The organism is Roseiflexus sp. (assembly GCF_057785375.1).
Map to the genome: position 1 here is coordinate 1 of NZ_JBYNRX010000006.1, position 25,150 is coordinate 25,150.

The following is a 25,150-nucleotide window of genomic DNA, read 5'->3' on the forward strand; positions in this document are numbered from 1 at the left end:
ACGCGGCAGCGCCGATGGTACTGGCGGGACGCCCGCCGGGAGAGTAGGTCCGTGCGCCGAATCAACGCGGCGTGGAGCAGTGGCAGCTCGTCGGGCTCATAACCCGAAGGTCGGTGGTTCGAATCCACCCGCCGCTACCACATACCGGATAGTACAGGCGTGTACTTTATTGTACACGCCTGTACTTTTTTATTTCTACCGTCAGAAATGTCGCTTATGTTCGATATTGAATGTGATGTGCTTGAAGGCTTGGAGACATATGCGCTCGATGAGATACGCGAACGCTTCGGTCGCCTCTGCTCCTCGGCGGTACTGCACCCGGCCAGAATACGGATGTTGTATGCCGGTGAACTGCGATCACTGCTCCGGTTGCGCTCCGTTTTGGCAGCGTATCTGGTCGTCACCTTTGATGTGCCGCGCCCGCGCGCATTACTGGGGCATCAACACTTCACGCGCTTGCTCAGAACACTGGATATGGTGCGTTCTCTGGGTCGGCCTGAACAGTATCACACGCTGCGACTGAGCGCAGCCGGCGAAGACTCGTCGGTTCTGACCCGGCTTAGAGAGACCCTCGCGCATCATACAGGTCTGACTGCGGCGTCGGATGGGGGTGATCTCCTGATTCGCCTGCGTCGCGCGGCATCACATCATGGCTGGGAGGTGCTCGTGCGATTGTCGCCGCGCCCTCTCGCAACCCGTGAATGGCGGGTGTGCAACTGGCCCGGATCGCTCAATGCGACGCTTGCGTCTGCCATGATGCGAATGACACAACCCGCTGCGACTGATTGCGTGCTCAATCTTGCCTGTGGCTCTGGAACGCTCTTGATCGAGCGGTTGTTCCTCGCCCCGGCGCGGCGAGCAATTGGTTGCGATCTGGATCAGGAGGCGCTGCGGTGTGCGCAACGCAATCTGGAGGCGGCAGGGTTCGCAAAAGCAGTGCGACTTGAGCAGTGGGACGCTACATCGTTGTCTCTTGAGACCGGCTCTGTTGATGTGCTCTGCGCCGATCTGCCGTTTGGCCAGTTGATCGGTTCACATCGTGATAACGAAACGCTCTATCCCCGCCTGATCACCGAAGCTGCGCGGGTGGCGGCGCCCGGCGCCAGGATGTGTCTGCTGACCCACGAGGTGCGCCTGATCGAACGGGTGTTCGATCAATATGCCGGTCTCTGGATGCTCATGAATGTCGTGCGGGTGCGAACCGGCGGGATGACGCCGCGTGTCTACTTGGCTTTGCGTACAACGGCGCCGGCTGTATAGCTGATACGAATACGCGGTCATTCGTGTAATACTGCGCGGGGCGCTGCGGGCTGAAGCCCTCGCTGAGGACATGAAAGCCCCTCCGGGGCTGCTGATGCCAGGGCGCGGTCTGCGTCCACGACTGACCGCGCATGTTGTGGTTCGTTACGCCTTGCGAACCAGGCGCGCGACCATCTTGTCTGACTGACCGTCACCTGGTATTGGTTCTTGGTTCTTATACTCATCATTCGCCCGGCGGCGCCCGCACTTTCTGCACTTCCGTGACAATCTCGTGTCGTGGTGTTTTGGTTATGACGCCAGTTGCGCGTTGTTTGATTTCCACCAGGCCGTCAGATAGAAAGCGATCGCCGATGACCAGGCGGAGCGGCAAGCCAATGAGGTCGGCGTCGTTGAACTTGACGCCGGCAGTGTCATCGCGGTCATCGTACAGAACGGCGATCCCCGCCGCCATGAGTTCTTCATAGAGCGCGTCGGCGGATTGGCGAGTTGCGTCGTGTTTGCCGAGACGGATCAGATGAATGTCGAAGGGCGCCGTTTCTGGCGTCCAGACGATTCCTGACTGATCGCAATGCTGTTCAATAGCCGTCAGGAGCATTCGTTCGAGATCGATTCTGAAAGAGGCGATCGCAATCGAGCGTGTGATCCCTTCTCGATCAAGAAATGTCGCTCCGAAGGTACGAGTGTCGTAGCGCATGATGCCGCCGTTAGTGAGTCCGGTTGTTTGCAGGAGAGAATTACCGCAGTGGGGGCAGGGATCTCCAGCACACACGAGGGCAATGTCTGCCACAAGGTCGGCGCGCCAGTCGCGCCCGTATACGACGTTGCGCAGGTGGTAGCCGTGACGGTTGGCGCCCGCGATCAGCGGTGATCCGGTTGTCACCGATGGATCGGCGACGATGAGGAGCCGGTCGGACGTGCGCCTCTGTAACCCGACCGGTGAGGCGTATCCGGCAACTGCGCCGATTGCATTGATCTCTTCGGGATGCGCTGGCGTGAGGGTCGAGACGCCTGCGGCGATGCAGAGTTTCCGTGGATTGATGTCGCGATCGCCGCGGATAACCGCGAAGATCAGCCCGCGTTCGGGCGAATTGAAGAAAACCGCTTTGGCGGTCGCCGACTCGGGGATGCCGCAAAAACGTGCCAGATCGGCAATGGTGGTGCAGTTCGGGGTGGCGATTTCTTCCGCCGGATCCGTTTCATCTCCTGCCATTGATGCTGTGGTCGCGTTGCCGATTGTCGTCCGTGCCGCTTCCTGAACGGCAGCATAGCCGCATGAATCGCACATGATGACATCGGTATCGCCATACTTCGAGATGGCGATATATGCGCGTGCGGCGCCACCGCTTTCTTCACTGGCGCCTGCTTCCGCCGATATGAGGTGAATGTCGCAGCGGCGGAATAGGCGCTCGAAGGCGCTATGCACTCGAGCGCCCGTCTCTTCCAATTCAGCGGCGCTGCTGCTGAGTGCGTAAACGGTGAGCGCGACGCTTTCTCGCAACCACGATGAGCGGCTGTTTCCGCAATAGACAGGGTGTATGTGATACAACAGCGCAGGCAGTTGACGATATGAGGCAATCTCGCCGGCGGCAAGGCTGGCGATGATGGTTGCGTCCGTAGGAGCGAATATCAGGGATCGCCCGAATTGATCCGTACAGTGCAGGGTTGAAGAGTCGGGTAAAGGACCGTTCGGTGCGCGATCTGGAGAGGAGGTCGTCCGGAAGTGCGGCAGGTGGATTTCTTGCGCGCCGATGCCTATCAGTTCCTCGCGCACAATCGTCTCGAGGCGGTGCATGGCGCGCGCACCGATGGTCAGGAACACCATGGCGCCTGCGGAAAGGCGAGCCAGCCCTGCGCGTATCATCAGGCGCAATGACGGATGCTCGATATCGGCGGGCGTTTCGCGCAGGGTACGCCCGAACAGCGATGACATGCGCATATATGTGTGGCCTTTCTAGGGGAATGCTTATGAGGCTTTCGCTGCGAAAACCACCCTGATCACACTGGATGTGCAACCATACGAGGATAAGATGGTTGTTGCCGCGGGGTGGCGGTCACGTTCACAATGATCTGTTCAATGGCTGATTCGAGCACGCTGAGCCAGGCGCGATCTTCGAGCGAAAGCGAAGCGCATGACTTTGCGGCTTCGAAGTACCACTGCACCTGTTGCAGTAAGTGAGAACGCTCGACGCCAAAACGCTGCACAATCCCCCAGAGCCAGCGATATTCTCGCTCAATGATCGCCAGCGTTCCAAAGCGGAGCGCCGCCAGCAGCATGGTGTGGAAACGATGTGGTGTTTGCTGGAACATCATTTGCTGTGAGAGTTCGGGGTCTTCCGCCGGCAGGTTGGGACAGAGATCGGGGTAGCTGGTCGCCAGTTTGCGCGTGACCTGCTCACAAATCACGTCGCGTTGCCGGTCGAGCGTTTGCGCCAGTATATAACCACGCGCACCAAGCCAGGTTTCGAGCGATTGCATTGCTTTCCTCCTCCGGGAACATACGGATACGCACATTTCCGATCTTCCCAGGTGACAGGTTGAGTATAGCACGGGGGATCGGCGCTGTGGAGTTGACAATGGTGTGACAGAACCTGTGGATTTGCGTGAAGTTGTGGTAGACTTGAGACCGGTATGAGTTTCTGACAGTCGTTGGTGTGAGGGAGTGAGCGAGCATGGCGAATAGTGAGCGAACCAGGCGTCCGAATCGCCTGATCAACGAGACGAGTCCATACCTGTTGCAGCATGCGTATAACCCGGTTGACTGGCATCCGTGGGGTGAGGAGGCGTTTGCGCGCGCAAAGGCGGAGGATAAGCCCATTCTGCTCAGTGTAGGATATGCGGCGTGCCACTGGTGCCACGTGATGGAGCACGAGTCGTTCGAGGACGACGAGACTGCCGCGTTGATGAACCAGTATTTCGTCAATGTGAAAGTCGATCGTGAGGAGCGGCCGGATGTCGACTCTATTTATATGACGGCAGTGCAGGCGTTGACCGGCAGCGGCGGGTGGCCGATGACGGTCTTTCTGACGCCTGATGGCGCGCCGTTCTTTGCAGGAACCTACTTTCCACCCAAAGATCGCTGGCAGATGCCATCGTTCCGACGTGTCCTGCGCTCGGTCGCCGAGGCATATGCGACCCGCCGCGATAACCTGCTGGCGCGTGGGCGTGATCTGGTTGATCGGATGCGGGCAGCAGCCAGCATGCAGATGCCTGGCGGCATGCTCACGCCTGCGGTGCTTGATGCTGCATTCGTGGGTTTGCAGCGGTCGTTCGACCCGGCACATGGCGGTTTTGGAGATGCGCCCAAGTTTCCGCAGCCGATGACGCTGGAGTTCTTGCTCCGCTATGCAGTGCGCACTGGCAGAGGGATGGAGATGCTGGAGAAGACGCTGCGGGCAATGGCGGAAGGCGGCATGTACGATCAGATTGGTGGCGGTTTCCACCGGTACAGCGTCGATGCGCAATGGCTCGTGCCACACTTCGAGAAAATGCTGTACGACAATGCGCTGCTGGCGCGGGTGTATCTGGAGGCGTTTCAGGCGACCGGCAACACATTCTATCGCCGCATCGCCGGGGAAACGCTGGAGTATATGCTGCGCGAGATGCAGCATCCAGACGGCGGGTTCTTCAGCACGCAGGACGCCGACTCACTGCCGACACCGGATGCAACGCACAAGCATGAGGGAGCGTTTTTCGTCTGGACGCCTGCCGAGATCCGGGAGGCGCTCGGTGCGGATGCAACTGTTTTTGCGGCGCTGTATGGGGTGACGGAGCGTGGCAATTTTGAGGGCAAGAATATTCTCCATGTGCGACGTTCCTCCGCAGAAGCGGCGCGCGTGATGGGCATGCCGGTCGAGCGCGTGGAAGCCATCGCCGAACGTGGTCGCCGGGCGCTGTTCGAGGTGCGTCAGCATCGTCCAAAGCCGGCTCTCGATGATAAAGTGTTGACTGCCTGGAATGGGATGGCACTGCGCGCGTTTGCGCTTGGTTCAGTTGTATTGGATCGTGAGGAGTATCGAACGGCGGCAGTGCGTTGCGCAGAGTTCATTCTGCGTGAATTGCGCCGCACCGATGGTGAACTGCTGCGTTCCTGGCGTCAAGGCGTCGCCAATCCGACCCCTGCGTTCCTGGAGGACTATGCGCTGCTGGCGGATGGATTGCTGGCGCTGTATGAGGCGACGTTCGATTCACGCTGGCTGCTGGAAGCGCGTGCACTGGCGGATGCGCTGCTGGAGCGCTTCTGGGATGACAGCATTGGTGGGTTCTACGATACCGGGTCGCATCACGAACAACTGGTCATTCGTCCGCGGGACACGGGCGATAATGCGACGCCGAGCGGCGGTTCGGCTGCTGCCGATCTGCTCCTGCGGCTGGCGCTGATCTTCGATGAGCCGCGCTATCGCAAGCGGGCGCTGACCGTACTCGGTGCAATGGTTCCCTTTATGGAGCGTTATCCGACCGGTTTTGGGCGCTACCTGGCGGCTGCCGAATTTGCATTGAGCCAGCCGCGCGAAATTGTGTTGATTGGCGATCCAGAGTCCGATGATACGCGCGCGCTGGCGGCGGTCGCGTTGAAACCGTTTCTGCCGAACCGGGTGATCGTGCTGGCGCGCCCTGGTGAGAACCCGCCGCGCATTCCGTCGCCGTTGCTCGCGGGGCGCGGACCGATCGACGGCAAGGCGACGGCCTATGTGTGCCAGAACTATGCCTGCCAGTTGCCAGTGACCACGCCTGCGGATCTGGCGGCGCAGTTGCAACAATGATGAAAGGAACATGCGATGCGTGGCGAAGTGCTGTTCATTCTCCTGTTTTGCGCCCTTCCTCTCATCATTGTCGGATTAATGGCATTTGGCTTCATTCAGCGCATGTATCACTTCCAGGAAATCCTGGCGGATGGCGTGGAGACAGACGCGCTGGTTGTGCGCAAGTATCGAAGCTTAGCCAGCCTGGGCAATCGGCATCGGCTGGTCTATGAGTATCGTGATGCTTCGGGAAAGACCTATCAGAAAAATGAAGCGGTCTTCCCCTCAGAGTACGATCGTCTGCAGGAAGGAGACGCCTTCCAGGTGATGTATTCGGCAAAACGTTCCCATATCAGCACAACGAAGGCTGCCGTCGATCAGTCGCGTGCGGCGCAGGCGGGCGAAGCGGAGAAGCAGCGCGAGTGAAAGGTGCTGTTGCCTCAGCGTGAGACGAATGGCAGAAATGCCGCTTCGCGCAGATCTGGCGCTGCGCTGCCGAACTCGAAGGACCCGCTGTCGCATGCGCCGACGCGCGGGAACCCGCGTTGATCGAAAGGCGGACAGTCGCGTCCGGCGTCGATGGCCGGGCTGCCAGGAGGCAGCGCGATAGTGAGTGTTGGTCCTCCGTGCATCGCAGGAGCGCTCAGCCCCAGAGATGCCGCCGGTTGACCGGGGAAGCAGTTGGTGTCGCCTTCCTGCATATTGCCGCCTTCGTTGGTTGACACGGCGCGACGGCAACTGCGTCCGCCGCCGCTGTGCACAATCAGCGTATTTTTGAGCGTCATCGTGGTGGTTTGTTCCCAATTCAGGTTCGCGCCGTTCGTCCCCCGGTTGCGCACAATAGTCGTATTGACTATGCGTGTGTCGCGGAGGCCGTAGATGGCTCCGCCATATTCTGCTGAGTTGTCGTACAGGGTGCTGTTGATGATGGTCGCGCTGCCGGCATTGCCGATTGCGCCGCCGAACCCGTTGCTTCCCTCGACACTATTGCCGGTGAACGAGCTGGAGTTGATCGTCATCGGCGCACGGTAATTAACGATGGCGCCGCCACGGGTGTCGCCTCTGCCGTCCGTTCCGGCGCGGTTAGCGTCGAAGTGTGAGTCGTTGACCGTCAGCGGTCCGGTGTAATTGTAGAGTGCGCCGCCATCACGTCCGGCAATGTTTTGGGTGAAAACGCTACGGTTGACGGACATGGTCGTGGCTTCGCCGCTCAAAATCGCGCCGCCGCCGCCGGAGGAGTTGCCGGTAAAAGTGCAGACCGACAGTGACGCCTGCGTTTTCCAGGTTCCGACTGCTCCGCCTTGCGAGTCTGATCGATTGTTGCTGAAACTGCTGTTTGTGATGGTGAGGGGCGCATTGTAATCGGCGAACACTGCACCGCCCTGCAATTTGGCGCGGTTTTCGTGGAACTGGCTGCCAGTAATCGCCATGGTGGCGCCGGGGTTATTGCCGTATATTGCTCCTCCAAGACCGGCATTCGGTCGTTGTTGCGTTCCCTGCGCCTGATTCCTTTCGAAGCGCGAGTTGGAAACTTTGAGGGGCGAATTGTCCATAAACAGTGCGCCGCCGTCGCCGGTGGCGGTATTGGCGGTAAACGACGAACTGCGCGCAATGATGCGCCCGCCCTGAAGCGCATAGATGGCGCCGCCATCACTCGCCTGATTACGGTCGAATGCGCTCCGATCAATCGTTAGCGCGCCGCCATACACATAGAGTGCAGCGCCATTCCCTGCCCGACAGTCGCTGAACACGACGTTGTCGATCTCGACAACGCTGTGACGGGAATAGATGCAGCCGCCGAACGATGGCTCGAACCCGCTCGATTTTCCATTCGTCAGCGTCATGTTTCGGAGCGTCAGTTTCGTACCGGCGCTGAGTTTATTGACATACATAATACGGGTGGTTCCCTGCCCGTCGAGGGTCACGAGACCGCCGCCATCGATAATTGCCGCTGTGCGGATGTCGAGCGTCGCTGTGACCGGAATCGTCACCGGCGCGCTGCCGCAGTTGAAACGGATCTCGCCGCCGCTTGCCAGGGCTGCCGCCAACGCATCGCGGGTGCAACTTCCCGGCGTCCCATCGCCGACGACGCCGGCGGCGTGTACTGGCGTGGGTGGAAGGAGTGTGACGATGAGCAAGGTTGTGATCAGCAGTATGCGCATGGCTCTTCTCCTGTGAGTGATCGTATTGTCAGGGTCTGAGTACACGGTTCACGCTTCTTCTGGGAGCGCGGGCATTGCCCTCGGACACCGATGCAGGCGAGACGCCTGCGCTCTCGGGGTGCACGATTGATGCAGGCGAGACGCCTGCGCTCCCAGGGGTGACAGCACGGATGCAGCCGTGTTACGCTTCGGTTGCTCGCGCTGTTTCCTGTTTGCGATATGCACTATATGCGAGTGTCGTAGTAAGAGGGAAGATATTTTGATTACGGGGTTATCTCAGTATCGTCTGGCAATTGCTCATTATTTCCATCCACGCAGCATCAAAATTGGGTATACTGTAACAGAGCGCAGTGATGCTGTGGATAGAAGCCTGGAGGGTTTCTCTCCGGGCTTTGGTGTCATATGAGATAAGACGCGAGTGTGAGTACTTAGAAAGAGGTTTGCGATGAGCCAGGGACAGGAAGGAAGAGCGTTTCAGAATCCCGATGCACGGGGAAGGTCGGTCTCTGCGTTGGTTATCCTGAGTTTAGTCGTGATTGTTGCTATTTTTCTCGTTAGCAACGCGGTCACGACGATTGAGGCCGGGACACGCGGCGTACTGAAGACGTTTGGTGAAATCACCGGCGTGCTCGAAGAAGGGTTGCATTTCCGCATGCCGTTCATCACATCCGTGACGGTGGTCGAGGTGCGCACCCAGCGGTACGAGTCGAACTCGAGCGCTGCATCGCGTGACTTGCAGACGGTGACAACACAGGTGGTCATCAACTATCGCCCCGATTCTGGTCAGGTGGACCGGCTGGTGCGCGAGATTGGCGTCGATTATGAGCGGCGGGTCGTCGATCCGGCGATCCAGGAGTCGATCAAGGCGGCAACGGCGCGCTTTACTGCGGAAGAGTTGATCACCCGCCGTCCAGAGGTGTCGGATCTGATCCAGCGCGGCTTGAGCGAGCGGTTGACGCCGCGCGGTGTGATTGTCGAGAGCGTGTCGATCACCGATTTCAACTTCAGCCCCGAATTCGCGCGCGCCATCGAAGCGAAGCAGGTCGCCGAGCAGGATGCGTTGCGCGCGGCGCGTGAACTAGAGCGGGCGCGCATCGAGGCGCAGCAGCAGGTTGCACGAGCGGAAGCCGAAGCAAAGGCGCGGCTGGAAATCGCGCGCGCCGAAGCGGAAGCGTTGCGTCTACAGCGCGAGGTCATTTCGGCGGAACTGCTGCAACTGCGCTTCATCGAGCGGTGGGATGGCGTCATGCCGCGCTTCGTCGGCGGCGAGAATAGCCTTCTGCCGATGTTGAACATTCCGGCGAGCGACGTGCTCGGCGACCGGGCGCCGGCGCCGCAGCGCGCGCCAGCCGAAGAGCCGGCGCCCGCGCCAGCGGCCGAACCCGCAGCATCACCGTAGGGGCAGTAGGGGGCAGGTCTCAGACCTGCCCCCTACGGGATTCGTTCAAATCCGTCCAACGCCCCCGTTCAGCACCACACGCAGCGCGGCGCGAATGTCGGGCGCCACACAGTCGACGATGCCATCGGGACTGAGCCTGCTCTGTTCGTCGATCAGGATGGTGCGCATGCCGAGTTCACGCGCTGGGGGAAGGTTCTGTGGCGTATCTTCGATCAGCAAGGTATCGCCGGCAGCGACGCCGAGCGCATCGAGGGCGCGGGTGTAGGCGATTCGGTTCGGTTTCGGCTGGAACTCGAAGAAGCGAATATCGAAGATGAGCGGGAAGTGCTGCGCAACACCGAGTGTACGCAGCACCCGCGCGGCATGCTCGGCAGGTGAATTGGTGAAAATCGCGCGTCGAAGATCGATCTGATCGAGCAGCGCATCGAGTTCGCTGTCGCGCGTCAGAAACGTGTCCAGCCGAATGTCGTGAATGACGCGCAGGTAGTCTTCGACGTCGATGTGATATTCTCGCTGTAAGCCGGCGAGCGTTGTTCCATAGCGAATGAACCAGGAGTGGCGCAGTGCAGGCGCCTCGTCGGGGGGGCATCCGGTGACTCGCTGCACGTATGTGTTCATGCGCTCGTCGAGAGCATGCTGAATGCCGGCAGAGCGCGAATAGAGTGTGCCGTCGAGGTCGAACAGAATTGCAGCGAGCGTCATTGCGTTGTCCTGTTCAGGATACTGCCACATTCGTAGTATACCAGTTTTTCTGGCAACGAGTCGTCAGCGCAGACCCGGCGCTTCATTACACAAACGCCGTCATCGCATCGTGCATATGCTGCTGAAAGGCGCGTTGCAGGACCGTGGCATCGACTGCGCCGTGGCGTAGCAGAATCGCGCCAAGCGGTTCGTGTTTCCCGGAAGCGCGGAGCCGGATCTGTTCGAGCAGAGCGTGTTCCAGTTGGTTGGGATCGATGTGCCCTTGTGCAATCAGATACTCGCTCAGGGTTCGCGGCGCCGCACCACTGGCAGCGCGGAGGCGGCTTTGCAGCGTCAGCGCGCGCGCCAGCGCCTCTGGCGCCGTCTTGCCGCGCAGAACGAGGAGATGACCCAGGAATATTGGTTTTCCCAGGCGGCGGAGTCGGTCCTGCTCTTCCAGCGCCACTTCAAGATCGGCATCGTTGATGGCGCGGAGCGCACGCAGGATGACGCCGATTGGTTGTGAGGCGTCTTGATGACGGAAGATGCGCGGTTTGTAGTGTTCCAGCACGCGGCGCGCCTTCGCCTCCCGCCATTCCTCAGCCGCTAGCGCGTCCTCCGGGTGCAGCACGACATAGTGCTCCAGGTAAGCAATACGCAGGTTCTGGTCGTCAGGATCAATGGCGGATGCGCGCTCCAGGCAGTCCAGGCGCTGCCAGGGTTCGCGCACCAGGTGCGCCAGCGCTATCCAGGCGTCGGCGCATCGGTGACCTTCGGCAAGGTGATCGCGGAGTCGGATCAGATTGTAGCGGTGGCGCTGCACGAACGGGCACGGTCGAGGGCAGACGCGGCTCATAGCGACCTCTCGATCATTGATGGGTGCAGAACGTGGTAGAAGCATCATGGCTTTGCCTGAATGGAAATATTAAGTTATGCGTTGATGGTATGTTAAGACCCGATGATAACCAACGCAAACGCGCATGAGGCTGATTACGATCCGCTATCGCACGAATGGGCATCGTACTGCCTGGATTTGACATGCGTTCTCCTTCATGCGATCATTACGCTATGACCGACTTTGTCGCACTCCTGCGCGGCGCGCGCGGTTACAACAACCAGATTGCACACGTTGAACGTTTGCCTGCGCGCGCCGCGCGCTATGCTGAACCATCCGCGCCGCTGCCGCCGCCGCTCGCCGCTGCGCTCGCTGCGCGCGGGATTTCCCGCCTCTACACGCATCAGGCAGCTGCGCTCGAGGCTGCTCGCGCCGGTCATCACATCGGCATCGTGACGGCGACGGCTTCGGGGAAAACTCTCTGCTACCAGTTGCCGACGATTGAAGCGGCGCTGTCCGATCTCGCTGCACGTGCGCTGTTTCTCTTTCCTACCAAGGCGCTCGCCGCCGACCAGTTGCGTGCGCTGAATGCGCTCCTTGATGCGCTCAAAGCGGCCGGCGGTCCAACAGTGACGGCGGCGACCCTCGATGGCGATACGCCGCGCGCTGCACGCGACCGAGTGCGCGCCAGGGCGCACATTATCCTGTCGAATCCTGATCTGCTCCATCGCACGTTGCTGCCCGATCATGCGCGCTGGCAGGGGATTCTGGCGCGGTTGCGCTATGTGGTGCTCGATGAGGCGCATACGTATCGCGGCGTGTTTGGCACGCATGTCGCACTGATCATGCGGCGGCTACGGCGATTGTGCGCTTACTATGGCAGTGCGCCGCAGTTTATCTGCTGCTCGGCGACCAGCGCCAATCCACAGCACCATCTGGCAGCGCTCGTCGGTGATGAGGTGCAGGTGATTGATGATGATGGCGCGCCCCAGGGAGAGCGCGCCTTCCTGTTTTGGAATCCGCCGGTGATCGACAATCAGCGCGTGCCGGCGTGGATGCGCACCCTGCTGCCGGAAAACGGCCAACGGCGCAGCACAAACGCCGAAACGGCGAATCTCCTGGCGACTCTGGTGCGCGCCGGCGTCAAGACGCTGGCGTTTACGCGCACCCGGCGCGGCGCGGAACTGGTGCTGCGCTATGCGCGCGAGACGCTGGAAAACGGCGCTCCTGGAGAACGGTCGTCAACGCTGTGGACCGAACAGATCGCTGCGTATCGCGCCGGATACACGGTCGAAGATCGTCGGCGCCTGGAGCAGGCGTTTGCCTGTGGCGACCTGCGCGGGCTGGTCTCAACCAATGCCCTTGAATTGGGGGTTGACATCGGCGGCGTCGATGCGGTCGTGATCGGCGGTTTTCCGGGGACGATCGCCAGCGCCTGGCAGCAGGCGGGGCGCGCCGGACGTTCCCAGGGGAAGAGCCTGGCAGCGCTCGTGGCGCAAGACAACCCGCTCGACCAGTTTTATATGCGGCATCCGGCGGAGTTTTTCAGCCGTCCGCATGAACATGCCCGTGTCGCGCTGGATAACCCGTACATTCTGCGTGATCAGTTGCGTTGTGCCGCTGCCGAACTGCCGCTGCACGACGCCGATGAGATCTGGTTCGGCGCAACGTTCGCCCGATTGCGCGACTGGTTGCTGCGACGCGGCGAAGTGACGGCGCTGCCAGACGGTCGCGCAGCGTATGCAGGCGCTGCCCGCCCTGCCGCACACGTGAACATCCGCAGCGCCGACGGTGATCCGATCGACCTGATCGATAGCGACTCGGGGCGCCGGATCGAGCAGATCGCCGCCACCCGTGCGCCGTTCGAGGTCTTTCCCGGCGCTGTCTACATGCATCAGGGCGATACGTATGTCGTTGCAGAATTGACATCCCGGCAGGCGCTGGCGCGGTGCGCGCGGGTCGAATACTATACCCGGACCATCGACGAAACCTCCATTGCCGTGCAGCAGGTGCGCCAGCAGCGCCAGGTCGGACCGGCGACCCTCGCGCTGGGAGTGGTTGACGTGACGCGCCAGGTTGTCGGCTATAAACGCAAGCGGCACTACACCGACGAGGTGATCGGAGAGTATGATCTGACCATGCCGCCGCAGACATTCCGCACGATCGCGGTCTGGTGGACAATCCCCGACCCCATCTGCCGCCAGGTTGCGCAGGTGTGCGACGATGCGCTCGATGCGTTGCACGCGATGGAGCACGCGGCTATCGGGTTGCTGCCGCTCTTCGCGCAGTGCGACCGCGCCGACATTGGCGGGCTGTCAACCGATGCGCATCCCGACACCGGCGCTGCAACGATCTTTGTGTACGACAGTGTGCCGGGAGGCGTGGGGATCGCCGAAGTCGGGTATGAGCAGGCGGCGCAATGGTGGGAGCAGACCTGGCGGTTACTGATCGACTGTCCGTGCAGTGAGGGATGCCCGGCGTGCATTCAGTCGCCGAAGTGCGGGAACGCCAATCAGCATCTATCGAAGATTGGCGCGGCGACGCTGGCGGCGCTGTTGACCGGGCATACGCCGCCGCTGCCCGGTGCTTTTGATAAAAATGCGACCGGCGCGGCATTGATTGAAGATCTACAACGACAACTGGCGCGCGCGCGCAGCGAGCCGCCGGGGGTGCGCCGCACTGCCGTGCTGGTGGCGCTGCGCTACCGGATTGCAACCGGGCGCACGTCCATCAGCGATGATGCCAGCAGAGCGGCGCTGGCGATGATCGAAGCAGAAGCGAATGCCCTGCAACGATAACATTGGTTGTCCCAGACTTGCTCAAAAGTGTGCTACTATTCAAGAACGGCAGCTATCTGAAAGGTTTATTGGAACATGAGCGTCGCTTCAGAGTTGCCCGCCCTCGATCGTGCTGCGCCTGGCGAGGTTGTCGCTGCGCTCGAAAAAGCGCTGGACGACGACCTGATTTCAGTTGTCCTGTTTGGCTCTCGCGCCCGGAACGAAGCAGATGAGGCAAGCGACTGGGACGTGCTCATTATCGCCCGAAACCTTCCTGAGCGTCTGCTGGAACGTTACCGGCTGCTGAAACGCATGCTGCCTCCTGCATGGCGTGGTAGAACATCGATACTGGCAAAGACTCCGGCTGAGTTCGAGGCGACACTGCCTCCCCTCTACCTTGATATTGCGCTCGATGGTCGCATTCTGTACGATCCGCAGGGATATATGCAGACGAGGCTGCAGGCGGTGCAGCGGTTGATCCAGCGCAAAGGGCTGCGGCGAGAGCGACGAGGACGCGATCTGGTCTGGCAGTGGGAGCAACCGCCTGGTCTGTATTGGTTGTTGGGATGGGAGGAGACATCGTAATGTCTTCTGGTCACGCTCATTACCGTCTCAACCTTGCGCGGGGCTTTCTCGCTGAAAGTCGCCAGGATGTTCAGCTTCAACGCTGGCGTTCAGCAGTGGACAATGCACAACTGGCGGTCGAAAACGCTGCGAAAGCGGTCCTTGCGTTGCTCGCTCCTCTTGGGCGCACCCACAACCCCGCGCCTTTGCTGCGCGAAGCGCTGGCAGCAGGTCATTTTTCTCCCGAACACGTCGCTCGTGTTCAGCGCCTGGCTGAATGCGCTGAGGAATTGGGGTTCGATGTCCACGTTCAAACAGATTATGGCGATGAGACCAGCGGGCGGACACCCTGGGATCTGTTCGACGAAGACGACGCTGCCCAGGCGCTCGTCCTGGCTGAAGAGAGCGTGGCGTTGGCGGAGGCAATTCTCAGCGGGGCGCAAAAGGCGAGTGACGAAGCGGAGTGAGTCTCTGTATCATCCAAAATGCGATCTGTTGGTGACGATCACATCGCGGCGCCCCCACACATAACCTGAGTCGCTGGCAGCGCACATCTATGCGACCGTCACCCTTCGCCCTCACCTACATCAGGATGCCCCAAACGTCGATTTAGGGAACCACTCCGCCGCCGGTTCGACCGTGTCCGCCGGGCGTGGACCGGTGTCGCTCCAGTTTTCCTGGTTCTCTAGCGTCATCTCCGGCTCGACTTCCATATCGTGGGTGCAGAGGATCTGGCACGAGAGGCGGTATTGACCGAGCAGACCACGCTCGCTCAGTTTTTGATATTCGGCTGTGGTCATGGTATCGGGTTCGCCTGAAACAAACGTGACCCGGCACGTCGTGCAGCGCGCCTGACCGCCGCACCGGTGCCCGATATTGATGCCCATATCCTCGATGGCGTTCACCAACCGCTTGTCTGCGCTCCATTCAGCCGTTTTACCCGCAACTGTGATCTTCGGCATGTGTGCTCCATCCTCCAGATGTTTCAGAAAGCCTGCGAATACCCGACCATGATACACGACATGTAGCAGACCGGAAACCGTGCGCCAGGTGGAGTCCTGGCAAAGGGCGCCGTCATGAGTTGACCGCAAGCGACGCATGCATTGCTGCCCGACCTGTTCTCCTGATCTTGGACACCGTAAGGGCGGGTCTCAGACCCGCCCTTACGGTAGCTGGCTTGCCTCTCGCTGCGCCGGTATCGCTCGCGTTCCTCTTGACCCGCCCTGACGCGAGCTGGCTTGTCGCCTTCTCCCACGTCGCGCGCGCCGGGATTCGACCGCCCTTCCGTAATCTGGCTCGCCAGGTTTGGGCATGCACAGCGCCAACAGGACGCTAACCGCATTCGTGACCCGTCTGATTATCATGCCCGGACCCCTATGGCAAACGATGCCATCCGCCGCATCTCTGTGGTATACTATACAGGCGGTTGCGAAAGATACTGTTCAACGCTGGAAGTTCAGCGTTCCGAAAGGACAACTATGCTGCGTGGTCTTCGAATAGTGCTGCTGCTCGCGCTCGCGGCGATTGTCAGCGCGTGCAGCAGTTATGAGTTTCGTGGCGTAACGCTTGATCCCCCCAAAGAGGCCCCTGATTTTACCCTGACCGACTTCGATGGCAGGCCGTTTCATCTGAGCGATCACCGCGGCAAGGTGGTCATCCTGTTTTTTGGTTTCACCAACTGCCCCGATATGTGTCCGGCTGCGCTTTCCGACATGGCGGCGGCGCGCCGCAAATTGGGCGCTGATGCCGAGAAGGTGCAGGGCATCTTCGTGTCGCTCGACCCGGACCGCGACACACCCGAACGCCTCAAGCGGTATGTCACCGCGTTTGACCCGACGTTCATCGGGGTGCGCGGCAGCGAAACGGAACTCGCGCCGATTGTCCAGGACTACGGCGTGACCTACATGCGGCGCGACCTGCCCGACTCGGCGCTTGGCTACACTATCGACCACTCGACGTTCATTTATGTGATCGACGCTGCCGGGCGCTGGCGTTTGCTCTTCACGCATGGGATGCCGGTCGATGATATTGTCAGTGATCTACGCTACCTGGTGCGGCGTGGAGGCGCGTGAGTCATGGGATCGTTCCATCGCGTGGCGCTGGTGATCCTGGCGCTCGTGGCAGTTGGTGTTGCGGGTTCGGGCATCTGGTACGAGAACCAGCGGCGCAGCGCCGAACGCTATCTCGTCTTCACAGTTCCGCCGGGCAGCGTGGCGCGCCTCGCTGCGGGCGAACCGCTCGAAATCCTGCCGCAAACCATCGAACTGTCGCTTCAGGGCAAAGATACACTCGTCATTCGCAATGAGGATGTGCAGTCGATTCAGGTGGGACCTTTCAAAATCGATCCGGGTCAGCAGTTCGAGCAGCGCTACTACAATCCTGGCGTCTATGAACTGATCTGCACGCTCCACCAATCGCAGCGCCTTCGCATTGTGGTATCGCGGGAGTAGGAGACAACGTGGACGACCATCTCTACCGTCAGCGCGCTGCGGAACGCGCGCTCGACTATGTTGAAAACGGCATGGCGATTGGTCTGGGCACCGGCTCGACCGCCTCCTGCATGCTGCGCGATCTTGCAGCGCGTCTGGCTGAGGGCCGCCTGCACCGGATTGTCGGTGTGCCGACGTCGGAGCAGACTGCGGCGCTGGCGCGCAAACTGGGCATCCCGCTAACGACGCTCGAACAGCATCCATCCCTCGACCTGGCGCTGGATGGCGCCGATGAAATCGACCCGCAGCTGCGATTGATCAAAGGATTGGGCGGGGCGATGCTGCGCGAAAAGATTGTTGCTGCGTCGGCACAACGCTTCATTGTCATGGCAAGTTTCAGCAAGCGTGTCGAACGTTTGGGGGAGCGCTCACCGCTTCCTGTCGAGGTGGTGGCATTCGGGATGCCGCTCTGTATGCAGCGGCTGGCAGCGCTCGGCGCCGAGCCGGTGCTGCGCCGCGACCACACTGGTGCGCCGTTCGTGACGGATGAAGGCAATCTGATTCTCGACAGTCACTTCGGTATCATTGACGATCCAGAAGCGCTTGCAGCCGCAATCTGCGCCATTCCGGGGGTGGTGGCGCACGGGTTGTTCCTCGGCATGGCGTCGCTGGCGGTGATCGCCGGACCGGATGGGGTCGTGGAGATCTCTGCGGACGGACATTGAAAGACTGATCGCTACGTCACCGCCCCAAATCCCCGCTCTGCAATTGCCGCATTCAGCGCCGGGAGATCACTCTCGAGCAGGGCGTCGAAATGCGCTCTCTGCGCATTGATCCGCGCTGAAAGATCGCGGAACGCCGCTTCCGCCGCATCGGTTGGACGATAGTCGCCGAGTTGAACCACCAGCGTCAGGTTGATCAGTTTTTCCAGCAACCGCACCCCCTGGTTGAGGCTGTCTGCCCAGCCGGGGCGCAGATCGGGAACCAGAAGCTGTTTCTCGATCTCCAGAACCTTCTCCCGTAGCGCCTTTGCCTGGGCTGCAATCGGGGCGCCGCCGGGCAGCGCTTCAGCGCGCTTCGCCCAACTGTCGAGTTGGGCGCACAGGTCGCGCATGCGGTTGATCGTCTGCACGGTCGCGCCCATCATCTGATGAATGCGCATCGCCAGGTCGTGCTGCGCTTCCAGATCGTCCTGTGTCGCGGTGGATTGCGGGTCCCGGACGATGACCAATTCCTGCGTCACTTCGACGTCGCCAGCCTGCAACGCGACGCGGAAGGTCCCAGGCGTGACGAACGGACCTTCGATGACCATCTCGGCTGGCGGATCTTTCCCCTCGATCCGGGGCGCTGGCGCGTGGCGCATATCCCAGACAAAGCGGTTCCATCCCGCGTGTGCCGGGATTTTCGGCTCTTTGTCGTCCTTCTTCTCGCCTTCTGCTGGCGCTTCGGCGCTCTCCGGCGGTTTGCTGCGGAAACGCCGCACCAGATTGCCCTGCGAGTCGTAGAAACTCAGCGTGATCGGCTCAGCCGGCGTCTCTTTCAGATGGTATGTCACAATGACCCCGTGCGGCGGGTTCTGCCCGACATCGAGGTAGCGCCGTTTCATCGTTCCGTCGGGCTGCTTCTCGTTGACAAACGCGCCGCCGGTGACCGTCAGGTATTCCTTGCCGGGATTGTTGCCGGTCCAGTCGATGCCGGGCAGGAGGCGCTCGGCAGTGCGCGGCGTGAACAGGTGCACGGGCGCTTCGGTAATCTCCGCCTGCATTGCCCGCAGCGGCGTGATGTCGTCGAGGATCCAGATCGAGCGACCGTGCGTGCCGGCGATCAGGTCGCTGTCTTTGATCAGAAGATCGTGGACCGGTGCCACCGGCAGGTTCAGCATGAAGCGCGTCCACGATGCACCATCGTCGAAAGAGAGGTACAGCCCGGTCTCTGTGCCCGCAAACAGCAACCCGCGACGCACCGGATCGGTGCGGATGACGCAGGTGAAGTCGTTCGCCGGGATGCCCATAGTGATCTGCTGCCAGGTCGCGCCATAGTCGGTCGTTTTGTACAGGTAGGGCTGGTAGTCGTCGAGTTTGTAGCGCGTCGCCGCAACATACACCGTCGCCGGGTCAAAGGGGGACGGCTCGATGCAACTGATCAGCGTCCACTCCGGCAAATCGGGCGGAGTGACATTCTGCCAGGTTGCGCCGCCGTCGCGTGAGAGGTGGATCAAGCCATCGTCGGAGCCTGCCCAGAAGACGCCGCGTTCGTGCGGCGACTCGATGAAGGCGAACACGGTCGCGTACACCTCGGCGCCGATCGAGTCGTGGTTGATCGGTCCGCCGGTCGGTTGCAGCGTCGCCGGGTCGGCGCGCGTCAGGTCGGGGCTGATCGCCTCCCAGGTCTGCCCTTCGTCGGTGGTGCGGAAGATCATGTTCCCGCCGATGTAGAGCGTGTTCGGGTCGTGCGGCGAAATGACAATCGGGTAGGTCCAGGCAAACCGGTATGTGTGATCAATTGCGCCGTACCCGCCCATATATTCGGGCCAGGTGGTGATCAGGCGAATCTGCCGGACGCTGTGATCGTAGCGCTGCAAACAGTTGCCGCCGCCAGGCGACGATCCGATGGCGCCGACATAGACGATGTCCGGGTTATCGGGGCGCACGGCGATATAGCCGCTCTCCCCCGTCCCGGCGATCCAGCAGTCGCCCCACAGAATGCCGCCGTGCCGGCTGCGACTTGGCACGGCAATGCTCGTGTTATCCTGCTGTGTGCCGTAAACGACATACGGTTTCCGGTTGTCCACTGCAAGATGGTAGAACTGCGCCGTCGGCTGATTGTGGATGCTCGACCAGGAAGCGCCGCCGTTGAACGACACGCATGCGCCGCCGTCATTCCCCTGGATCATGCGCCGGTTGTCGCGCGGATCGATCCAGAGATCATGGTTGTCGCCGTGGGGCGTGGCAACCTCCACAAACGTGTGACCGCCATCGGTCGATTTCCACAGGCTGAGGTTATTGACCCAGATGGTGTCGGCGTCGAGCGGATCGGGCGTCAGGTGCATGTAGTACCAGGCGCGCGAGATCAGGTTCTGATTGTCGGAAACCTTCTCCCACATGTCGCCGTAGGTGTCGGAGCGGTAGAGACCGCCTTCCTTCGCATGTTCAATCAATGCCCAGACGCGCCCGGATTGCGCCGGTGAGGCGGCGACCGCCATCTTGCCCTTCAACCCTTTTGGCAAGCCCGGACGATCGGTGATGTCGATCCAGGTCTCGCCGCCGTCGCGGCTCATCCACAGGCTGCTGTCGGGTCCGCCGGACGAGATCTGCCAGAAACTGCGGTACGCTTCCCACACGGCGGCGTACAGAATGCGCGGGTTGCTTGGATCGAGCGAGAGATCGACGGCGCCAGCCTTGTTGCTTTTGAACAGCACCTTACGCCACGTCGCCCCGCCATCGACGCTCTTGAAGCCCCCCCCGTTCGTCGTTCGGACCGAACGCATGCCCGAGCGCCGCAACCCAGACGATATCCGGGTTGTGCGGATGAATGCGGATTTTGCCGATGAAGCGCGTATCCGCCAGACCAACGTGCGCCCAGGTTTTACCGGCGTCAGTGCTTTTGTAGACCCCATCGCCGTGCGACACGTCGATCCGGATCGTCGTCTCGCCAGTTCCGGCGTAGATGACATTGGGATCGGAGTCGGAAACGGCAAGCGCGCCAATGGCAGCAGTGTTGAAGAAGCCGTCGGAGACGCACTCCCAGTACATGCCGCCATCGACCGTTTTCCAGACCCCGCCAGCGCACGCGCCGAAATAAAAGGTTCCAATGTCGCGCGGATCTCCCGCGACGGCGACCACCCGCCCGCCGCGGAACGGCCCGATGCAGCGCCATTCGAGCAAACCGGTGAAATCGGTGGGGAAAGCCATGAAGAGACTCCTTGTTAGGGCGAGTCTGAGACTGGCCCTAACGAGATGAAGAGGATCCTTGTTGAAACGAGTCGAGACCCGCTCCAACGAGCTTACAACATTTCTCAAAAGATGGACGCGAAGACGCAGAGGCGCAAAGCCTCGCAGTCAATGACGCCCTTTGCGTCTTCGCGCCTTTGCGTCAGCCTTTCTAAGCAATTCCGTAGCGTTTCCGTCCACAAACTACGGCGTCACCAGCACTGCGCCTTCCGCCGCCGACGACACCAGCGCGCTATAGCGCGCCATCACGCCCCACTCGAAGCGTGGCGCCGGCGGTTGCCAGGCAAGCAACCGGTCGGCGATCTCCTCTTCCGAAAGTACCAGATCGACGCGGCGCTCGTCCAGGTTGATCTCGATCTCGTCCCCCTCCCGCACAATCGCAAGCGGACCGCCGCGCGCCGCTTCCGGCGCCACGTGCCCGATCATCACCCCGCGCGTCGCACCGCTGAAGCGCCCGTCGGTGATGAGCGACACCGACTGGCCAAGACCGGCGCCGACAATCGCCGAGGTCACGCCGAGCATCTCGCGCATGCCTGGACCGCCGCGCGGACCCTCGTAGCGGATCACAACAATGTCATCCGGCCGGATTTCGCCGCCGACGATTGCCGCCATCGCCGCCTCTTCGCTGTCGAAGACCCGCGCCGGACCGCGATGGTAGGTGCGTTCGTAGCCGAACAGTTTGACGACCGACCCTTCGGGCGCCAGGTTGCCGCGCAGCACCAGCAACCCGCCAGTTGGCTTGATCGGATTGTCGAGCGGGCGGATTACGTCCTGACCTGGCGTTTCCACAGCATCTGCGGCCTCTTCCGCCAGCGTGCGCCCGGTGACGGTGATCGCATCACCGTGGGCAAAGCCGCCATCGACGAGCCGTTTCGCGATTACCTGGATGCCGCCCGCCTGATCGACATGAATAGCAGAATACTTGCCGCTCGGCATCAGGTCGCAGCAGAGGGGGGTGCGGCGGCTGATCGTGTCGAAGTCGTCGAGCGTCAGCGGCACGCCCGCCTCGCGCGCCAGCGCCAGCAGGTGGAGCACCGCATTGGTCGAACCGCCAGTCAACGCCACGCTGGCGATCGCATTCTCGAACGCAGCGCGCGTCAGAATATCGCGCGGCTTCAGGTCACGCTGAAGCACATCCATGATCAACTGGCCCGCGCGGTAGCCAACCGAATCCTTGCGCGGGTCGGCGGCGGGCACTGCTGCCGTGCCGATCGGGGACAGCCCGATGATCTCCATAATCGTTGCCATGGTATTGGCGGTATACTGGCCGCCGCACGCGCCGGGACCGGGGCACGCCGCGTCCTCGATCTCCTTCAATTCCTCATCGGTCATCTTGCCCGCAGCGACCGCGCCAATCGCTTCGTACACATGCTGAATCGTAATCTCTTTGCCGCGCCAGTGACCGGGAGCGATCGAGCCGCCGTAGAGCAGGAACCCGGGGACGTTCAGGCGCGTCAACCCCATCGCAGCGCCGGGGATCGTCTTGTCGCACGCCACGAGCGCAATAATCGCGTCGAACATGTAGCCGCGTCCCATCAGTTCGATCGAGTCGGCGATCAGGTCGCGGCTGATCAGCGACGCCTTCATTCCTTCGGTGCCCATGGTGACGCCATCGGCGATGGCAACGGTGTTGAACTCCATCGGCGTGCCGCCTGCTGCCCGCACACCTTCCTTGACTCGCGCCGCCAGCGCGCGCAGGTTGATGTTGCACGGCATCGTCTCGATCCAGGTATTGGCAATGCCAATGATCGGCTTTGCCAGGTCCTCGTCGGTAAATCCGATCGCCTTGAGCATCGCGCGCGCCCCGGCGCGGGTGCGCCCATCGGTAATCGTGCGACTGTGACGTTTGAGGTCGCTGGACATGGCTCCGTCCTTCCGTCATAGTACGGTTATTCTGAAAGACGTTCGAGGTGTATCTGCGATTGTACCACTTTTTTTGGGGCGATTCGTCATGTTGGGAAATGGTATAATAGAGCCATGCCCGACCTCACTCATACGGCCATTGCTGATCCTGTCGCCTTTGAAGAACGGTTGCGCGCCGTGCCGCTCGCGCCTGGCGTCTACCTCTGGAAGAATGCCCAGGGGAAGATCATCTACATCGGCAAGAGCAAACGGCTGCGTGACCGCATGCGCTCCTATTTCAACCACACCGGTGATTTCTACGGCAAAACAGCGCGTCTTGCGGCGCAGATCGCCGATTTTCAGGTGATTGTGACATCCACCGAACTCGAAGCGCTGCTGCTCGAAATGACCCTCATCAAGCAGCACCGTCCGCGCTTCAATGTGATGCTGAAGGACGACAAGAGTTACCCGTATATCAAGGTGACGCTGAACGAGCCGTGGCCCCGTATTTTTGCGACGCGCAACCCGCGCTGGGAAGCGGGGGCGCGCTACTTCGGACCATACTCCAGCGCCGGCGCTGTCTACCGCACCCTCGATCAGCTCAATCGGTTGTTCGCCTTTCGTCCGCCGTCGCGCTGCCCCGACGATAAGTTCAACCGTCACCGGCGGCTCGGCAAACCATGCCTGTACTACGACATCAAGCGTTGCCTGGGTCCGTGCGTGCCGGGTCTGGTCAATCAGGACGAGTATCGCACCACAGTCGAGTCGGTCTGCCGTTTTCTTGAAGGGAAGAGCGACCTGGTGGTGAAAACATTGCGTCGCCAGATGGAAGAGGCGGCGGAACGGCTCGACTTCGAGCGCGCCGCGCGGTTGCGCGACAGCATCCGCGACATCGAACTGATCAGCCAGCGGCAGCAGGTCCTGCGCCATGACGACGCCGACCAGGACGTCATCGGACTGGCGCGTGAGGAGGGAATGGCGGTCGTCCAGGTCTTGTGCATTCGTGCTGGAAAATTGATCAGCGCCGAGTCGTTCCCACTGCAGAATGCCGAAGGGGAGCGCAGCGAAGACCTGCTCGCCTCGTTCCTGACGCAATTCTATGACGCAGCCGCCGAACTTCCGGCGACGTTGCTGCTGCCCATACCGCTCGACGATCTGGCAGTCATTGAGCAGTGGCTGGCGCAAAAAGCAGGGCGCAAGATTACTTTGCACACGCCGCAGCGCGGCGAAAGGCGCCGTCTCGTCGAACTTGCGGAACAGAATGCCCGCCAGAAACTCGACGAACTCCGTCTGCAATGGCTCAACAGCGAGCAACGCGCGGTGGCGGGGTTGACCGAGGTGCGCGATCTGCTTGGCCTGAGCGCGCTGCCGACGCGCATCGAATGTTTCGATGTTTCCAATACCCAGGGAAGCCATTCGGTGGGGGCGATGGTGGTCTTCGAGCATGGCGAACCAAAAAAGAGCCGCTACCGCAAGTTCAGGATCAAAACCGTCGAAGGCGCAAACGATGTCGCCTCGATCCAGGAAGTGCTGCGGCGGCGCTTCCGGCGCGCTGCCATGGTCATCGGCGAAGAGGAACACCCGGCGGACAAGCGCGTGGTCAACGGTCAGACCGATGTCGTAGAGCAGGAGGAGGGGGACAAGACCGATGCGCCGGGATTACAGGCCGACCTCGAACGTCAGGAGACATGGGCGGAACTGCCCGACCTCGTCCTGATCGACGGCGGCATCGGCCAGGTGAATGGCGCATTGCACGTGCTGCGCGACCTGCGCTTCGAGCATATTCCGGTCGTTGGAGTCGTCAAAGGTCCGAACCGTGACCGCTTCGATCTGCTGATCCCCGGCGCGAGCGATCTCATCGTTCTCGAGCGCGATAGCGCCGCGTTGCGTCTCATCCGGCGGATTGACGAAGAAGCCGACCGTTTTGCGAAAGATTATCACCGCAAACTGCGCAGCAAATCGGCGACCGCGTCGCGCCTGGAAGAGATCCCCGGCATCGGTCCGAAGCGGCGCCAGTTGCTGCTCAAACGCTTTGGCTCACTCGACGGCATTCGCAACGCAACCGTTGACGAAATCGCCGCCGTACCGGGCATGACGCGCAAGGCGGCTGAGGAGTTGAAGAGCCTGTTGTAGGGTTGCGGCGAATTGGCCCTGGCGCCTGAATCGTGCTACACTTGTTTGTAAGCGGGCATCGTTGCATTGTCTGAGGCAGAAGGTGACATATGAGCGTCATTGAGTTCCAAACTCGCGTCGAGCATGGCACTATCAAGCTGCCGGAGGAATATCGTCATCTCGTCACGGGTCGTGTGCGCATCATTATTCTCATCAACGAGGACGAGGATGAGGAGGATATGGTGGAGTTTCTCCTCGATCATCCCTATCACAGTGATTCGTTCACACCGTTGAAGCGAGATGAAATCTATGAGCGCCGGTAGCAGGTCCTCCTCTCTGGTATTTATTGACACAAATATCTGGCTGTATGCCTTCAGTTCAGGACATCCAGAAAGCGCAT

The 25,150-nt window shown here is 61.0% G+C and carries 21 protein-coding genes and 1 tRNA gene; 13 read left to right on the forward strand and 9 right to left on the reverse strand.

All coding sequences use genetic code 11. The annotated features are described in order from the left end of the window. The first annotated feature begins 65 nt into the window (after positions 1-65). Together AC3EA7_RS00905 and AC3EA7_RS00910 are read left to right on the forward strand one after the other, a co-directional pair. Positions 66-140, forward strand: a tRNA-Met gene (locus tag AC3EA7_RS00905). A gap of 76 nt (positions 141-216) precedes the next feature. Then, positions 217-1,260 carry a methyltransferase domain-containing protein gene (locus AC3EA7_RS00910; protein ID WP_488612141.1) on the forward strand — a complete coding sequence of 348 codons (1,044 nt, stop codon included), beginning with the start codon at positions 217-219 and terminating at the stop codon, positions 1,258-1,260. 223 nt (positions 1,261-1,483) lie between these two features. On the opposite strand, the gene AC3EA7_RS00915 is transcribed toward AC3EA7_RS00910, so the two are convergent. Next, complete coding sequence (locus AC3EA7_RS00915) at positions 1,484-3,196, reverse strand: proline--tRNA ligase (protein WP_488612142.1); 1,713 nt, start codon at positions 3,194-3,196, stop codon at positions 1,484-1,486. 59 nt (positions 3,197-3,255) lie between these two features. Next, complete coding sequence (locus AC3EA7_RS00920) at positions 3,256-3,735, reverse strand: hypothetical protein (protein WP_488612143.1); 480 nt, start codon at positions 3,733-3,735, stop codon at positions 3,256-3,258. A gap of 194 nt (positions 3,736-3,929) precedes the next feature. Here AC3EA7_RS00920 and AC3EA7_RS00925 point away from each other — a divergent pair, with 194 nt between their 5' ends. Continuing rightward, positions 3,930-6,020, forward strand: coding sequence for a thioredoxin domain-containing protein (locus tag AC3EA7_RS00925; protein ID WP_488612144.1), 2,091 nt, complete (start codon positions 3,930-3,932; stop codon positions 6,018-6,020). Positions 6,021-6,035: 15 nt separating this feature from the next. Continuing rightward, positions 6,036-6,425: a DUF3592 domain-containing protein gene (locus AC3EA7_RS00930; RefSeq protein ID WP_488612145.1), complete on the forward strand. Its 390-nt coding sequence runs from the start codon at positions 6,036-6,038 to the stop codon at positions 6,423-6,425. A 14-nt stretch (positions 6,426-6,439) separates the two neighbouring features. Here the strand turns inward: AC3EA7_RS00930 and AC3EA7_RS00935 are convergent, their stop codons facing one another. Next, on the reverse strand, positions 6,440-8,161 hold the full coding sequence (locus AC3EA7_RS00935; RefSeq protein WP_488612146.1) for a choice-of-anchor Q domain-containing protein: 1,722 nt from the start codon (positions 8,159-8,161) through the stop codon (positions 6,440-6,442). 532 nt (positions 8,162-8,693) lie between these two features. On the opposite strand from AC3EA7_RS00935, the gene AC3EA7_RS00940 reads away from it, so the two are divergent. Then, positions 8,694-9,560 (forward strand): prohibitin family protein, encoded by an 867-nt coding sequence (locus tag AC3EA7_RS00940; RefSeq protein WP_488612147.1) that lies wholly within the window; start codon positions 8,694-8,696, stop codon positions 9,558-9,560. Between the two features lie 45 nt (positions 9,561-9,605). Here AC3EA7_RS00940 and AC3EA7_RS00945 read toward each other — a convergent pair whose 3' ends face one another. Together AC3EA7_RS00945 and AC3EA7_RS00950 are read right to left on the reverse strand one after the other, a co-directional pair. Further along, positions 9,606-10,262 carry a pyrimidine 5'-nucleotidase gene (locus tag AC3EA7_RS00945; protein WP_488612148.1) on the reverse strand — a complete coding sequence of 219 codons (657 nt, stop codon included), beginning with the start codon at positions 10,260-10,262 and terminating at the stop codon, positions 9,606-9,608. 85 nt (positions 10,263-10,347) lie between these two features. Then, positions 10,348-11,145, reverse strand: a complete 798-nt coding sequence (locus tag AC3EA7_RS00950; RefSeq protein WP_488612149.1) for a hypothetical protein — start codon at positions 11,143-11,145, stop codon at positions 10,348-10,350. 164 nt (positions 11,146-11,309) lie between these two features. Between AC3EA7_RS00950 and AC3EA7_RS00955 the strand changes: the two genes are divergently transcribed. The 3 genes from AC3EA7_RS00955 to AC3EA7_RS00965 all read left to right on the forward strand — a co-directional run bounded on the left by AC3EA7_RS00955 (position 11,310) and on the right by AC3EA7_RS00965 (position 14,884). Continuing rightward, positions 11,310-13,874 (forward strand): DEAD/DEAH box helicase, encoded by a 2,565-nt coding sequence (locus tag AC3EA7_RS00955; RefSeq protein ID WP_488612150.1) that lies wholly within the window; start codon positions 11,310-11,312, stop codon positions 13,872-13,874. Positions 13,875-13,949: 75 nt separating this feature from the next. Next, entirely contained in the window at positions 13,950-14,438 is a 489-nt protein-coding gene (locus tag AC3EA7_RS00960) for a nucleotidyltransferase domain-containing protein (protein WP_488612151.1), read from the forward strand. Beyond that, positions 14,438-14,884, forward strand: coding sequence for a HEPN domain-containing protein (locus AC3EA7_RS00965; RefSeq protein ID WP_488612152.1), 447 nt, complete (start codon positions 14,438-14,440; stop codon positions 14,882-14,884). The genes AC3EA7_RS00960 and AC3EA7_RS00965 overlap by 1 nt, the downstream gene beginning before the upstream one ends. A 120-nt stretch (positions 14,885-15,004) precedes the next feature. Here the strand turns inward: AC3EA7_RS00965 and AC3EA7_RS00970 are convergent, their stop codons facing one another. Beyond that, positions 15,005-15,379 (reverse strand): 2Fe-2S iron-sulfur cluster-binding protein, encoded by a 375-nt coding sequence (locus AC3EA7_RS00970; protein WP_488612153.1) that lies wholly within the window; start codon positions 15,377-15,379, stop codon positions 15,005-15,007. Positions 15,380-15,895: 516 nt separating this feature from the next. Here AC3EA7_RS00970 and AC3EA7_RS00975 point away from each other — a divergent pair. The 3 genes from AC3EA7_RS00975 to rpiA are packed head-to-tail and all read left to right on the forward strand — an operon-like array spanning position 15,896 to position 17,571. Further along, positions 15,896-16,489, forward strand: a complete 594-nt coding sequence (locus AC3EA7_RS00975) for an SCO family protein (RefSeq protein WP_488612154.1) — start codon at positions 15,896-15,898, stop codon at positions 16,487-16,489. Between the two features lie 3 nt (positions 16,490-16,492). Further along, the gene (locus tag AC3EA7_RS00980; RefSeq protein ID WP_488612155.1) at positions 16,493-16,867 is read left to right on the forward strand and encodes a cupredoxin domain-containing protein; all 375 of its coding nucleotides are present in this window, start codon (positions 16,493-16,495) and stop codon (positions 16,865-16,867) included. Positions 16,868-16,875: 8 nt separating this feature from the next. Beyond that, positions 16,876-17,571, forward strand: coding sequence for a ribose-5-phosphate isomerase RpiA (gene rpiA / locus AC3EA7_RS00985; protein WP_488612156.1), 696 nt, complete (start codon positions 16,876-16,878; stop codon positions 17,569-17,571). An 11-nt stretch (positions 17,572-17,582) separates the two neighbouring features. Here the strand turns inward: rpiA and AC3EA7_RS00990 are convergent, their stop codons facing one another. The 3 genes from AC3EA7_RS00990 to ilvD all read right to left on the reverse strand — a co-directional run bounded on the left by AC3EA7_RS00990 (position 17,583) and on the right by ilvD (position 22,659). Beyond that, positions 17,583-20,333, reverse strand: coding sequence for an exo-alpha-sialidase (locus AC3EA7_RS00990; protein ID WP_488612157.1), 2,751 nt, complete (start codon positions 20,331-20,333; stop codon positions 17,583-17,585). Then, entirely contained in the window at positions 20,266-20,757 is a 492-nt protein-coding gene (locus tag AC3EA7_RS00995) for a WD40/YVTN/BNR-like repeat-containing protein (protein WP_488612158.1), read from the reverse strand. Before AC3EA7_RS00995 ends, AC3EA7_RS00990 begins: the two co-directional genes overlap by 68 nt. Before the next feature lie 222 nt (positions 20,758-20,979). After that, entirely contained in the window at positions 20,980-22,659 is a 1,680-nt protein-coding gene (ilvD, locus tag AC3EA7_RS01000; RefSeq protein WP_488612159.1) for a dihydroxy-acid dehydratase, read from the reverse strand. Between the two features lie 114 nt (positions 22,660-22,773). Between ilvD and uvrC the strand changes: the two genes are divergently transcribed. Both uvrC and AC3EA7_RS01010 read left to right on the forward strand, forming a co-directional pair. Further along, on the forward strand, positions 22,774-24,771 hold the full coding sequence (uvrC, locus tag AC3EA7_RS01005) for an excinuclease ABC subunit UvrC (protein WP_488612160.1): 1,998 nt from the start codon (positions 22,774-22,776) through the stop codon (positions 24,769-24,771). 89 nt (positions 24,772-24,860) lie between these two features. Further along, positions 24,861-25,073 (forward strand): hypothetical protein, encoded by a 213-nt coding sequence (locus tag AC3EA7_RS01010; protein ID WP_488612161.1) that lies wholly within the window; start codon positions 24,861-24,863, stop codon positions 25,071-25,073. The last annotated feature ends 77 nt before the right edge of the window (positions 25,074-25,150 follow it).

What these genes read in the sequence shown, in the direction of transcription:
- AC3EA7_RS00910 (WP_488612141.1), top strand. Translation starts at nt 217, where the DNA reads ATGTTCGATATTGAATGTGATGTGCTTGAAGGCTTGGAGACATATGCG.
- AC3EA7_RS00915 (WP_488612142.1), bottom strand. Translation starts at nt 3,196, where the DNA reads ATGCGCATGTCATCGCTGTTCGGGCGTACCCTGCGCGAAACGCCCGCC.
- AC3EA7_RS00920 (WP_488612143.1), bottom strand. Translation starts at nt 3,735, where the DNA reads ATGCAATCGCTCGAAACCTGGCTTGGTGCGCGTGGTTATATACTGGCG.
- AC3EA7_RS00925 (WP_488612144.1), top strand. Translation starts at nt 3,930, where the DNA reads ATGGCGAATAGTGAGCGAACCAGGCGTCCGAATCGCCTGATCAACGAG.
- AC3EA7_RS00930 (WP_488612145.1), top strand. Translation starts at nt 6,036, where the DNA reads ATGCGTGGCGAAGTGCTGTTCATTCTCCTGTTTTGCGCCCTTCCTCTC.
- AC3EA7_RS00935 (WP_488612146.1), bottom strand. Translation starts at nt 8,161, where the DNA reads ATGCGCATACTGCTGATCACAACCTTGCTCATCGTCACACTCCTTCCA.
- AC3EA7_RS00945 (WP_488612148.1), bottom strand. Translation starts at nt 10,262, where the DNA reads ATGACGCTCGCTGCAATTCTGTTCGACCTCGACGGCACACTCTATTCG.
- AC3EA7_RS00950 (WP_488612149.1), bottom strand. Translation starts at nt 11,145, where the DNA reads ATGATGCTTCTACCACGTTCTGCACCCATCAATGATCGAGAGGTCGCT.
- AC3EA7_RS00955 (WP_488612150.1), top strand. Translation starts at nt 11,310, where the DNA reads ATGACCGACTTTGTCGCACTCCTGCGCGGCGCGCGCGGTTACAACAAC.
- AC3EA7_RS00960 (WP_488612151.1), top strand. Translation starts at nt 13,950, where the DNA reads ATGAGCGTCGCTTCAGAGTTGCCCGCCCTCGATCGTGCTGCGCCTGGC.
- AC3EA7_RS00965 (WP_488612152.1), top strand. Translation starts at nt 14,438, where the DNA reads ATGTCTTCTGGTCACGCTCATTACCGTCTCAACCTTGCGCGGGGCTTT.
- AC3EA7_RS00970 (WP_488612153.1), bottom strand. Translation starts at nt 15,379, where the DNA reads ATGCCGAAGATCACAGTTGCGGGTAAAACGGCTGAATGGAGCGCAGAC.
- AC3EA7_RS00975 (WP_488612154.1), top strand. Translation starts at nt 15,896, where the DNA reads ATGCTGCGTGGTCTTCGAATAGTGCTGCTGCTCGCGCTCGCGGCGATT.
- AC3EA7_RS00980 (WP_488612155.1), top strand. Translation starts at nt 16,493, where the DNA reads ATGGGATCGTTCCATCGCGTGGCGCTGGTGATCCTGGCGCTCGTGGCA.
- AC3EA7_RS00990 (WP_488612157.1), bottom strand. Translation starts at nt 20,333, where the DNA reads ATGCGTTCGGTCCGAACGACGAACGGGGGGGGCTTCAAGAGCGTCGAT.
- AC3EA7_RS00995 (WP_488612158.1), bottom strand. Translation starts at nt 20,757, where the DNA reads ATGGCTTTCCCCACCGATTTCACCGGTTTGCTCGAATGGCGCTGCATC.
- ilvD (WP_488612159.1), bottom strand. Translation starts at nt 22,659, where the DNA reads ATGTCCAGCGACCTCAAACGTCACAGTCGCACGATTACCGATGGGCGC.
- uvrC (WP_488612160.1), top strand. Translation starts at nt 22,774, where the DNA reads ATGCCCGACCTCACTCATACGGCCATTGCTGATCCTGTCGCCTTTGAA.
- AC3EA7_RS01010 (WP_488612161.1), top strand. Translation starts at nt 24,861, where the DNA reads ATGAGCGTCATTGAGTTCCAAACTCGCGTCGAGCATGGCACTATCAAG.